This window comes from Phenylobacterium sp., from assembly GCF_030693805.1.
In the GTDB taxonomy this organism is placed as follows: domain Bacteria; phylum Pseudomonadota; class Alphaproteobacteria; order Caulobacterales; family Caulobacteraceae; genus Phenylobacterium.
Genome location: NZ_JAUXZW010000208.1, coordinates 1 through 10,295, shown reverse-complemented (window position 1 = coordinate 10,295; position 10,295 = coordinate 1). Strand labels below are relative to the sequence as shown.

Below are 10,295 nucleotides of genomic sequence, written 5' to 3'. Positions count from 1 at the left end.
AAAGCCCGCGGCGAAACCGTCTCGGTCGCCGAATCCTCTTCAGGCGGGTTGATCGCCGCGGCCCTGCTGTCGGTGGCCGGCGCTTCGGCCTATTTCCTCGGCGGCGCGGTGGTCTTCACCGCCAAGGCGCGGATGGTGCTGATGGACCTGCCGCGCGAAGCGGTCGTCGGCATGCGTTCGGCCAGCGAGCCCTATGCGCTGCTGCTGGCGCGGACGTCGAGAGAGCGATTCGGCTCAACCTGGGGTCTGTCGGAGACGGGTGCGGCCGGGCCCACAGGCAATCCCTATGGCGACGCCGCGGGCCACAGCTGCATCGCCTTGAGCGGTCCGCACGAACTTGCGGTGACGCTGGAGACCGGCGTCGATGACCGTGAAGCCAACATGCGGGCCTTCGCCGCCGCCGCGCTCAGGCTCCTGGAACAGGCGACGCGTTAGAGGATCGCCCTAAGCCCGCCCGGCGATCTCGTCGTAGCCGCGGTTGAGGAACTGGATCAGACAGATTCCGTGACCGAAGGGGTCGGCGAGGGTGACGATCGCGCCCCATGCCTCGGTGCGGACCTCGGTCTCCGGTCGGGCTCCCGCGGCCACGGCGCGCGCCAAAGCCGCCTCGATGTCGTCGACGACGACATCCAGATGCACCGGACACCAGTGGCGCGCGTAGCCGCGTGGCTGGTCGGCGGCGCCGATCGACCCGGCGGGCTGCTCAAGCAGATAGACGGGTGAAGGCCAGCCGGAGAGTTCAACGCCGCTGGTTCCGAACCGGCGGGTCGGCGTCAGGTCGAAGGCCTCGACATAGAATCGCTCGGCGGCGGCCGCGTCCGGTACGTCGATGTTGACCAGCAGTGCGCCCATCGCGCTCACCCCATGTAGGCAGGCATCCAATGCTCCCACGTCCGGCGAAGTTCGGGGAGCGGGATGTCGAACAGCCCGTCGGCGCGGAGCGATTCGCCGCTCGCCTCGCCGACCACCGTGGCGGGTACGCCGGCCGAGGCGGCGGCGCGCAGGATCGCATCGGGCTGGGCCGCGGCCAGCAGGTAGCGGCCTTGGTCCTCGCCGAACAGGGCCGCGTGGGCCGGCAGGCCGTCCGGCAACAGCAGGCTGACGCCGACGTCGGACGCGAGCGCCAGATCGGCCGCGGCGGAAATCAACCCGCCGTCGGAAAGATCATGTACGACAGTAACTTGGCCGGAGACGATGAGGTTGCGGACCAGGTCGCCGGCTCGCCGTTCGTCGGCTAGATCGACCGGCGGCGGCGCGCCGTCCTCACGCCCCAGCAGTTCGCGCAGATACAGGCTCGCCCCCAGTTCGCCCCGCGTATCGCCCAGCAGCACAAGGGCGTCGCCAGCCTTCAGGCTCGCAAAATCCGCTCGGCGTGCGTAGTCGGCGATCAGGCCCACTGCGCCCACCGTCGGCGTCGGCGGAATGGCCGCCCCGTTGGTCTCGTTGTAGAGCGACACGTTCCCGCTCACGACCGGGAAGTCCAGCGCGCGGCAGGCCTCGGCCATGCCCTCGATGGCGCGTACGATCTGGCCCATGATCTCGGGCCGTTCCGGATTGCCGAAGTTCAGGTTGTCGGTGATGGCGATGGGGTCGGCGCCGACCGCCGTCAGGTTGCGCCAGGCCTCGGCCACGGCCTGCTTTCCGCCCTCGTAGGGATCGTTCTGCACATAACGCGGGGTGCAGTCGGAGGTGACCGCCAGCGCCTTGCGGGTGCCATGCACTCGCACGACGCCCGCGTCCGCGCCGGTGGCGGAATCTTCCAGGGTGTCGGCCATCACGTGGCGGTCGTACTGCTCCCAGAGCCAACGCTTGGAGGCCATGTCAGGCGAACCCAGCAGAGTCAGGATCGCCTGACCGTAGTCGGCGGGGGCGGCTACGTCGGACGGCTCAAGCCTGGGGTGCAAGACCGGCGCGACCCACGGCCGGTCGTACAGCGGCGCGTCGTCCGACAGCGGGGCCAGCGGCAGGTCGCAAACGATTTCGCCTTTGTGTTTCAGGACGATATGGCCGGTGTCTGTGGTGAAGCCGATGGTCGCGGCGTCCAGGCCCCACTTCTGGAAGATCCGCTGTCCGTCGGCTTCGCGGCCGGGCTTGAGGATCGCCAGCATGCGTTCCTGGCTCTCCGACAGCATCATCTCATAGGCGCTCATGCCCGCCTCGCGCTGCGGAACCTGGTCGAGGTCGAGTTCGATGCCGACGCCGCCTTTGCCGGCCATCTCGACGGAGGAAGAGGTCAGGCCGGCCGCGCCCATGTCCTGGATGGCGGCCACCGCGCCCGACGCCATCAGCTCCAGCGTCGCCTCTATCAGCAGCTTTTCGGCGAACGGATCGCCGACCTGGACCGTGGGGCGCTTCTCGTCCGAAGCGTCGTCGAACTCCGCCGAAGCCATGGTCGCCCCATGGATGCCGTCACGGCCGGTTTTTGATCCGAAATAGACCACCGGCAGGCCGGCCGACGGCGCGGCCGAGTAGAAGATCTTGTCCGCATCGGCCAGGCCCACGCACATGGCGTTGACCAGGATGTTGCCGTCGTAGCCGCGGTGGAAGTTGGTCTCGCCGCCGACGGTCGGCACGCCGACGCAGTTGCCGTAGCCGCCGATGCCGGCCACCACGCCGGCCACCAGCCGCTTGGTCTTGGGGTGGCTGGGATCGCCGAACCGCAGCGCGTTCAGCAGGGCCACGGGCCGCGCACCCATGGTGAAGACGTCGCGCATGATGCCGCCGACGCCGGTCGCGGCGCCCTGGTAGGGCTCGATGTAGGAGGGGTGGTTATGGCTCTCCATCTTGAAGATGCAGGCCTGACCGTCGCCGATGTTCACCACGCCGGCGTTCTCGCCCGGTCCCTGGATCACCCGCGGGCCGCTGGTGGGGAACTTGCCCAGGTGCTTGCGGCTGGATTTGTAGGAGCAGTGCTCGCTCCACATCACCGAGAACACGCCCAACTCGACGGCGTTGGGTTCTCGGTTCAGCCGTTGGATGATGAGGTCGAATTCCTCGGGCTTCAGCCCGTACTCGGCCGCCGTCTCGGCGAGGGTCTTGGCAGGTTGCGCGCTCATGGCGGGCGTTCTAGCCGGACTCGTGGACGGGCGCGATAGGCCGCCCGGCTCCTGCGTCTCAGGCGCTTGCGAGCGCGCTCTGGAACAGCAGGGCGCCGTCGGCGCTGCCGAGTTCCGCCTCGAAGGCGCGGTCGGGGTGCGGCATCAGGCCCAGGACGTTGCCGCGCGCATTGACCACCCCGGCGATGTCGCGGGCCGAGCCGTTAGGGTTGTCCAGATAGCGGAACGCGACCTGGCCCTCGCCCTCCAGTCGGTCGAGCGTGGCCTCGTCGGCGAAGAAGTTGCCCTCGCCGTTGCCCACCGTCATGCGCACCTCGCGCCGCCCGGCGTAGCCGGCGGTGAAACGGGTCTGGGCGTTGACGACGGCGAGATCGACGCTCTTGCAAACGTATTTCAGCCGTTGGTTGCGCAGCAGTGCGCCAGGCAGCAGGCCCGCCTCGCAGAGGATCTGGAAGCCGTTGCAGATGCCGACCACCGCCACGCCGCGCTCGGCCGCGGCCTTGACGTCGCTCATCACCGGCGAGAGCGCGGCCATCGCCCCGCAGCGCAGGTAGTCGCCGTAGGAGAAGCCGCCCGGCAGCACGACCAGATCGACGCCTTGGGGCAGGGCGCTGTCGCCGTGCCACACCATGTCGACGTGCGCGCCCGTGGAGCGCTCGATGGCGACTTTGCAGTCCCGGTCGCAGTTGGATCCGGGGAAGACGACGACGGCGGCTTTCATGGGCGGGCTTCTATCAGGATTTGAGCGGACGTCAGCGGTTCTGTGCGGGCGCGGCCACGCGGCCGATGATCTCCAGATAGGTGATCAACTCGTCATAGCCTTTGCGCTGTCCGTAGGGGCAGCCGGTGTTCTTCATGTCGAGCTTCGCGCCGGTCCGCTCGGGTTGTTGCATGACGATCGCCGGGTGGCCCGGCGCGCCCTTCTGGGTGACGAAAAACGAGGCATGGCCGTCTGTCGCGTTATAGACGTCGTAGGGTTCGCCAGGCGTCGCCGGCGCCTTCACCAGGTCTGGGTCGGCGGCGATCCGTGCGCTCAGCACCGCGAACCCCTTGTCGCAGTCGAGGACGAAGGCCGGCCGGGTGGACGGGGTCTGCGGCGGCGACCCGCAGGCGCCTAGCGCCAGCGCCGCCAATGCAGACAGGCCGGCTCGGCTCACGCCACCTCGACCCGGTAGCCCTCGATCACCGTGTTGGCGAGCAGCTTCTCGCACATCGCCTTGACCTCGGCCTCGGCGGCTGTCGCGTCCGCCGACTTCAGGTCGAATTCGATGGTGCGGCCGACGCGCACGTCGGCCACTTCCCCCCAGCCCAAGCCATGCAGCGCGTGCTCGACGGCCTTGCCCTGAACGTCGAGGACGCCGGGCTTGAGGAACACCTGAACCTTGGCGCGCATCTAGTGCAGGCCCCCTTGGATCACCGTGGGCATCTCCTTCATGATCCCGAGACGCCGCGCCACTTCGGTGTAGCTCTCGATCACGTCGCCCAGGTCGCGGCGGAAGCGGTCCTTGTCGAGCTTCTCGTTGGTGGTCGAATCCCACAGCCGACAGGAATCCGGACTGATCTCGTCGGCCAGGATGACCCGGGCGAAATCATTCTCCCAGATGCGGCCGTACTCGATCTTGAAATCCACCAGGGTGATTCCGACCGCGCCGAACATGCCGGTGAGGAAATCGTTCACCCGAAGGGTGAGCGCCATCATGTCGTCTATCTCCTGGGTCGAGGCCCAGTTGAACGCGGTGATGTGCTCTTCCGAGACCATCGGGTCCGAGAGCTTGTCGTCCTTCAGGTAGAACTCGATGATCGAGCGGGGCAGGGCCTGGCCTTCCGGCAAGCCGAAGCGCTTGGACAGGCTGCCGGCGGCGACGTTGCGGCATACCACCTCCAGCGGGATGATCTCCACTTCGCGGATCAATTGCTCGCGCAGGTTCAGGCGTTTGATGAAGTGGTTCTGCACGCCGATGGCGTTCAGCCGCGTCATGATCGATTCGCTGATGCGGTTGTTGATGACCCCTTTGCCCTCCAGGACAGCCTTTTTCTGGCCGTCGAAAGCGGTGGCGTCGTCCTTGAAATACTGGATCAGAGTGCCGGGCTCAGGACCCTCGTAGAGGATCTTGGCCTTGCCCTCGTAGATCTTCTTGCGGCGGGTCATTCAGCGCCTTCTCCGAGGGCGAGGGCTGACCGAGGCTCGGAAAATGAAAACGCGCGCGTTCGAATGTCTTCGCGCGCGCGGCTCCGAGTCGGCCTCTCGCTCCATTTGAGGCGTGAGTGAAATTAGCGGATGCGGCGGTGCGGCGCAAACGGCGTGGCGGCGCGTTTCCGTTGCGACCTGCCGCGCCGCAGGATATGCAACGCCGACCTTAGCGCAGACCGGGTATCACATGACCACCTTCGACGATCGGGAACAGGGCTTCGAGAGAAAGTTCGCGCTCGATCAGGAGCAGGAATTCAAGGCCGGCGTGCGCCGCAACCGCATGCTCGGCGCATGGGCGGCCGGCCTGATGGGCCTGGAAGGCCAGCACATCGAGGACTACTCGAAGGCCGTGGTGAAATCTGACTTCGAACTCCCCGGCGACGAGGATGTCCTGCGCAAGGTGTTCGAAGACCTCAAGGGGTCCGGCGTGCAGGTCACCGAAGGCGATGTGCGGATGAAGATGGCCGAACTGCTGGCCCAGGCCCGCGAACAGGTCCGCACCGCCGGCTGAGGTCGCGGGGATGCGGGAGAGGCCTTAGCCCCGCCCGAACACCCGATCGAAGATCACGTCGACATTCTTGAAGTGGTAGCCGAGGTCGAACAGGTCGCCGAGTTCGGCGTCAGTCAGGTGCGGGCGCACGTCCGGATCAGCCTTCAGCAGTTCAATGAACTCACCTTCGCCGCGCCACACCTTCATCGCGTTGCGCTGGACGGCGGTGTAGGCGGTCTCGCGCGCCTGGTCCTTCTGGGTCAGCGCCAGAAGCACCCGCTGCGAGTGAACCAATCCGCCTAAGCGGTTGAGGTTCTTCAGCATGTTCTCAGGATAGATCACCAAACGCTCGACCACCCCGGCCAGCCGGCACAGCGCGAAGTCCAGATGGATCGTGGCGTCCGGCGCGATGGCGCGCTCGACCGAGGAGTGGCTGATGTCGCGCTCATGCCACAGCGCGACGTTCTCCATCGCCGGGGTCACCGCCGAACGCACGAGGCGTGCGAGCCCAGTGAGGTTCTCGGTCAGGATCGGGTTGCGTTTGTGCGGCATGGCGCTGGAGCCCTTCTGGCCCGGATCAAACGGCTCTTCCGCCTCCAGCACCTCGGTGCGCTGCAGGTGGCGGATTTCCACCGCCAGGCGCTCGACCGAGCTCGCCACCACGCCCAGCGCAGCGAAATAGGCCGCGTGCCGGTCGCGCGGAATCACCTGGGTCGAGACCGGCTCCACCGCCAGCCCCATCTTTTCGGCCACGTGCGCCTCGACCAGCGGGGAGACGTTGGCGAAGGTGCCGACCGCGCCGGAGATCGCGCAGGTGGCGATCTCGAATTTCGCCATGGCCAGGCGCTCCTTGGCGCGCTGGAACTCGGCATAGTGGCCGGCGAGCTTCAACCCGAACGTCGTCGGCTCGGCGTGGATCGCGTGGCTGCGGCCAACCGTCGGCGTGAACTTGTGCTCGAAAGCGCGGCGCTTGAGCGCCGTCAGCACCAGATCGACATCCCCGATCAGCAGGTCGGTGGCGCGCGACAGCTGCACGGCCAGCGCCGTGTCGTTGACGTCGGACGAGGTCATGCCTTGGTGCAGGAAGCGCGCCTCCGGGCCCACCAACTCGGTCACGTGAGTCAGGAAGGCGATGACGTCGTGCTTCACCTCGCGTTCGATGGCGTCGATGCGTTCGACGTCGAAGATCACGTCGCGGCCCTTTTCCCAGATGGTCTGGGCGGCGAGCTTCGGGATCACGCCCAACTCGGCCATCGCGTCGGCGGCGTGGGCCTCGATCTCGAACATGATGCGGAACCGGGTCTGGGGCGACCAGATGTCGGCGGCTTCCTTGCGGGCGTACCTGGGGATCATGCGCGCTTTGCACGCCACGCAGGCGACCCTGTCAAGCCGCGGAGGCCTGCGCGGCATGGAACCGCGCGCCCGCTCGCCGCTTCTTGCCGCACGGTCCGGGCGGGCTTAATCGGCGCGATGGAAGCGTGAACCCTCGAGGAAGGTCAGGCCATGGAACTGGTTGTCGGTACGAAGCGGTGGTCGACCTGGACGCTGCGCCCCTGGCTGGTGCTCAAGCGCACGGGCGAGCCGTTCACCGAGACGCTGATCCAGCTTCGCCAGCAGGACGGCCAGACCGAAGCCGCCATCCGCCCGCATTCCCCGAGCGGCCTGATCCCGTTGCTGAAGGACGGCGACCTGGCGATCTGGGATTCTCTGGCGATCTGCGAGTACCTGGCCGAGCGGTTCCCACAGGCGAAACTGTGGCCCGCCGACCCCGCCGCCCGGGCGCTCGGACGCGCCGCGGCGGCAGAGATGCACTCCGGCTTCGCCTCCCTTCGCGGCGAATGCCCGATGGCCCTTGAGGAGCAGCCCAAGTCCGTCGAGATCTCCGATCTCACCCAGGCCAATGTGCGGCGGATCGTGCGTTTGTGGAACGACCTGCTGACCCGGTTCGGAGGCCCGTACCTGCTGGGCGAATGGTCGATCGCCGACGCCTACTACACGCCCGTGGCGACGCGGTTTCGAACCTACTCGATCCACCCCAGCGACTATGGCGACGCGGGCGCAGCGGGCGCCTACGCCGAGCGCCTGCTGGAACAGCCGGACTTCCTGGAATGGGAGCGCGCCGCGCAGGCGGGGATCTAAGCCGGGCTATGCCGCCGTCCAACCGCCGTCCATGGACAGGTTGGCGCCGGTGATCTGCTTGGCGGCGTCCGAGCACAAGAACACCACCAGAGCGGCGACTTCCTCGGGCTTGACGAATTCGTGGGTCGGCTGGGCGGTCAGCAGGACGTCGTTGATCACCTGCTCGCGGGTCAGGTTGCGGGCCTTCATGGTGTCGGGGATCTGCTTCTCGACCAGCGGCGTCCAGACATAGCCCGGGCTGATCAGGTTGACGGTCACGCCGTGCGTCGCGACCTCCAGAGCCACCGTCTTGGTCAGGCCCGCGACGCCGTGCTTGGCGGCGACATAGGCCGCCTTGAACGGCGAGGCGACCAGGGAGTGGGCGCTGCCGGTGGAGATGATCCGCCCCCAGCCGCGCTGCTTCATGCCGGGCACGGCGGCCCGCATCGCATGGAAGGCGGCCGACATGTTGATCGCGATGATCGCGTCCCATTTGTCGATCGGGAACTCCTCGACCGGCGAAACGAACTGGATGCCGGCGTTGTTCACCAGGATGTCCAAGCTCCCGAGCTCGCGCTCGGTCTGGGCGATCATCGCGGCGATTTCGGCCGGTTTGGTCATGTCGGCGGCGGCGTAGATCGCCTTGACGCCGAAGTCGGCGGCGATGCCGGCGCGCTCCTTCTCGATATCGGCGGCGTCGCCCAGTCCGTTGATGGCGACGTCGCAACCCTCTGCGGCGAGCGCACGCGCGATGGCGAGGCCGATCCCACTGGTGGAACCGGTGATGAGGGCGGTCTTTGATTTTAGGGTCATGGGCCGAGCATCCACCGCATCGCCATGGCGTGTCGATGTCAGAACCGCCTTCTTTCGGTGAAATCGCCACAGCGCGGACGATTACAGCAGGCCCAGCGCCTTGAAACTCGCCACACTGTCGCGGCCGACCACCAGGTGGTCGTGGACAGCGATGCGCAGCACCCTGGCCGCGTCCGCCACCTGCCGCGTCATGTCCACGTCGGCGCTGGATGGCGACGGATCTCCGGAGGGATGGTTGTGCACCAGGATCAGGGCGCTGGCCGACAGCTCCAGCGCGCGGCGGGCCACCTCGCGCGGATAGACCGGCGCGTGGTCGACGGTGCCGCGGCCCAGCACCTCGTCGGCGATCAGCTGGTTCTTCTTGTCCAGGAACAGCACGCGGAACTGTTCGCGCGTCTCGTGCGCCAGCGCGGTGCGCACATAGGCTAGCAACGCGGTCCATGAGGAGATCACCGGGCGCTTGCCGATCGCCTCGCGCGTTTGTCGCAACGCCGCCTCGTGCAGCAGCTTGATGTCCAAGGCGACTGCGTCGCCCACGCCGCTCACCGTCTTCAGCTCATCGATCGTCGCGCCCAGCACGCCGGAAAAGCCGCCGAACCGCGCGAGCAAGGCCTTGGCGAGCGGCTTCACGTCGCCCCTGGCGACGCTGCGGAACAGGAAGGCCTCCAGCAGTTCGTAGTCGGGCAGGGCGGCGAGCCCGCCCGCCCGCGCCCGCTCACGCAAACGCTCGCGGTGGCCCAGGTGGTGCGGCGCGGATTTGATCGCACCCGGAGCCCAAAGCTCCGGCTGCAGGCCGACGCCTTCGGCGAATGCGGATGGGTTCTGACGCTCCATGAGCGTCAATGTTCACTAGATGTTCCGACTTGGCAAGCCTGTCGGAAAACCTGGAGCGGCGGCCTTAGGCGCTCTCGACGGAGGGCCGGAACTGGCCGGTCGGCGAGACGGTGAACACTTCGAAGCCGGTCTCGGTGACGGCCACGGAATGCTCGCACTGGGCCGACAGCGACTTGTCGCGCGTCACCGCCGTCCAGCCATCGGACAGCAGCTTCACCGGATGCTTGCCGAGGTTCACCATCGGCTCGATGGTGAAGAACATGCCCGGCCGCAGCAGCTCGCCCATGCCCTTGTGGCCGAAGTGCAGGATGTTCGGGGCGTCGTGGAACACGCGCCCCAGCCCGTGGCCGCAGAAGTCGCGCACCACCGAACAGCGCATCGATTCGACATAGCTCTGGATGGCGTGGCCGATGTCGCCGGTGCGCGCGCCGGGCTTCACCTCGGCGAGCCCGCGTTCGAGGCCTTCGTAGGTCACGTCGATCAGGCGCTTGGCGCGCGGCGACACGGGGCCCACGCCGTACATGCGCGAGGTGTCGCCATGCCAGCCGTCGACGATGACGGTGACGTCGATGTTGACGATGTCGCCTTCGCGCAGCGTCCGCTCGCCAGGGATGCCGTGGCAGACCACATGGTTCGGCGAGATGCAGACGGTCTTCGCATAGCCGCGGTAGAACAGGCAGGCTGGGATCGCGCCATGATCGAGGATGAACTCACGCGCCAGTCGGTCCAGGTGGTCGGTGACCACGCCCGGCACGACGTAGGGGGTCAGCATGTCCAGGCATTCCGCCGCCAG

The 10,295-nt window shown here is 67.4% G+C and carries 13 protein-coding genes; 3 read left to right on the top strand and 10 right to left on the bottom strand.

Annotated features, from left to right (window positions below; all coding sequences use genetic code 11):
* Positions 1-435: CinA family protein (locus Q8M88_RS08330; RefSeq protein ID WP_305596282.1), on the top strand; the 435-nt coding region annotated here is incomplete at its 5' end.
* A 9-nt stretch (positions 436-444) separates the two neighbouring features.
* Here Q8M88_RS08330 and Q8M88_RS08325 read toward each other — a convergent pair.
* The 6 genes from Q8M88_RS08325 to purC are packed head-to-tail and all read right to left on the bottom strand — an operon-like array spanning position 445 to position 5,205.
* A complete protein-coding gene (locus tag Q8M88_RS08325; protein WP_305596280.1) occupies positions 445-852 on the bottom strand; it encodes a VOC family protein in 408 nt (135 codons plus the stop codon).
* Between the two features lie 5 nt (positions 853-857).
* Positions 858-3,056: a phosphoribosylformylglycinamidine synthase subunit PurL gene (gene purL / locus Q8M88_RS08320; protein ID WP_305596278.1), complete on the bottom strand. Its 2,199-nt coding sequence runs from the start codon at positions 3,054-3,056 to the stop codon at positions 858-860.
* Positions 3,057-3,114: 58 nt separating this feature from the next.
* Complete coding sequence (purQ, locus tag Q8M88_RS08315; protein ID WP_305596276.1) at positions 3,115-3,777, bottom strand: phosphoribosylformylglycinamidine synthase subunit PurQ; 663 nt, start codon at positions 3,775-3,777, stop codon at positions 3,115-3,117.
* A 31-nt stretch (positions 3,778-3,808) separates the two neighbouring features.
* A complete protein-coding gene (locus tag Q8M88_RS08310; RefSeq protein ID WP_305596274.1) occupies positions 3,809-4,213 on the bottom strand; it encodes a hypothetical protein in 405 nt (134 codons plus the stop codon).
* Positions 4,210-4,449 (bottom strand): phosphoribosylformylglycinamidine synthase subunit PurS, encoded by a 240-nt coding sequence (purS, locus tag Q8M88_RS08305; RefSeq protein WP_305596272.1) that lies wholly within the window; start codon positions 4,447-4,449, stop codon positions 4,210-4,212. The genes Q8M88_RS08310 and purS overlap by 4 nt, the downstream gene beginning before the upstream one ends.
* Positions 4,450-5,205 (bottom strand): phosphoribosylaminoimidazolesuccinocarboxamide synthase, encoded by a 756-nt coding sequence (purC, locus tag Q8M88_RS08300; protein WP_305596270.1) that lies wholly within the window; start codon positions 5,203-5,205, stop codon positions 4,450-4,452.
* Between the two features lie 229 nt (positions 5,206-5,434).
* Between purC and Q8M88_RS08295 the strand changes: the two genes are divergently transcribed.
* Positions 5,435-5,758, top strand: coding sequence for a DUF1476 domain-containing protein (locus Q8M88_RS08295; RefSeq protein WP_305596268.1), 324 nt, complete (start codon positions 5,435-5,437; stop codon positions 5,756-5,758).
* 24 nt (positions 5,759-5,782) lie between these two features.
* Here the strand turns inward: Q8M88_RS08295 and purB are convergent, their stop codons facing one another.
* Positions 5,783-7,090, bottom strand: coding sequence for an adenylosuccinate lyase (gene purB, locus Q8M88_RS08290; RefSeq protein WP_305596266.1), 1,308 nt, complete (start codon positions 7,088-7,090; stop codon positions 5,783-5,785).
* A 150-nt stretch (positions 7,091-7,240) separates the two neighbouring features.
* Between purB and Q8M88_RS08285 the strand changes: the two genes are divergently transcribed.
* Positions 7,241-7,876 (top strand): glutathione S-transferase family protein, encoded by a 636-nt coding sequence (locus Q8M88_RS08285; protein WP_305596264.1) that lies wholly within the window; start codon positions 7,241-7,243, stop codon positions 7,874-7,876.
* Positions 7,877-7,882: 6 nt separating this feature from the next.
* Here Q8M88_RS08285 and Q8M88_RS08280 read toward each other — a convergent pair whose 3' ends face one another.
* The 3 genes from Q8M88_RS08280 to map form a co-directional block, all read right to left on the bottom strand.
* Entirely contained in the window at positions 7,883-8,668 is a 786-nt protein-coding gene (locus Q8M88_RS08280) for a 3-hydroxybutyrate dehydrogenase (protein WP_305596262.1), read from the bottom strand.
* Between the two features lie 81 nt (positions 8,669-8,749).
* Positions 8,750-9,502, bottom strand: a complete 753-nt coding sequence (gene radC, locus Q8M88_RS08275) for a DNA repair protein RadC (protein ID WP_305596260.1) — start codon at positions 9,500-9,502, stop codon at positions 8,750-8,752.
* Between the two features lie 64 nt (positions 9,503-9,566).
* Positions 9,567-10,295 (bottom strand): type I methionyl aminopeptidase (gene map, locus Q8M88_RS08270; protein WP_305596258.1); only part of this gene is annotated, 729 nt, incomplete at its 5' end.

What these genes read in the sequence shown, in the direction of transcription:
- purC (WP_305596270.1), bottom strand. Translation starts at nt 5,205, where the DNA reads ATGACCCGCCGCAAGAAGATCTACGAGGGCAAGGCCAAGATCCTCTAC.
- Q8M88_RS08325 (WP_305596280.1), bottom strand. Translation starts at nt 852, where the DNA reads ATGGGCGCACTGCTGGTCAACATCGACGTACCGGACGCGGCCGCCGCC.
- purL (WP_305596278.1), bottom strand. Translation starts at nt 3,056, where the DNA reads ATGAGCGCGCAACCTGCCAAGACCCTCGCCGAGACGGCGGCCGAGTAC.
- purS (WP_305596272.1), bottom strand. Translation starts at nt 4,449, where the DNA reads ATGCGCGCCAAGGTTCAGGTGTTCCTCAAGCCCGGCGTCCTCGACGTT.
- purB (WP_305596266.1), bottom strand. Translation starts at nt 7,090, where the DNA reads ATGATCCCCAGGTACGCCCGCAAGGAAGCCGCCGACATCTGGTCGCCC.
- Q8M88_RS08280 (WP_305596262.1), bottom strand. Translation starts at nt 8,668, where the DNA reads ATGACCCTAAAATCAAAGACCGCCCTCATCACCGGTTCCACCAGTGGG.
- Q8M88_RS08285 (WP_305596264.1), top strand. Translation starts at nt 7,241, where the DNA reads ATGGAACTGGTTGTCGGTACGAAGCGGTGGTCGACCTGGACGCTGCGC.
- radC (WP_305596260.1), bottom strand. Translation starts at nt 9,502, where the DNA reads ATGGAGCGTCAGAACCCATCCGCATTCGCCGAAGGCGTCGGCCTGCAG.
- purQ (WP_305596276.1), bottom strand. Translation starts at nt 3,777, where the DNA reads ATGAAAGCCGCCGTCGTCGTCTTCCCCGGATCCAACTGCGACCGGGAC.
- Q8M88_RS08295 (WP_305596268.1), top strand. Translation starts at nt 5,435, where the DNA reads ATGACCACCTTCGACGATCGGGAACAGGGCTTCGAGAGAAAGTTCGCG.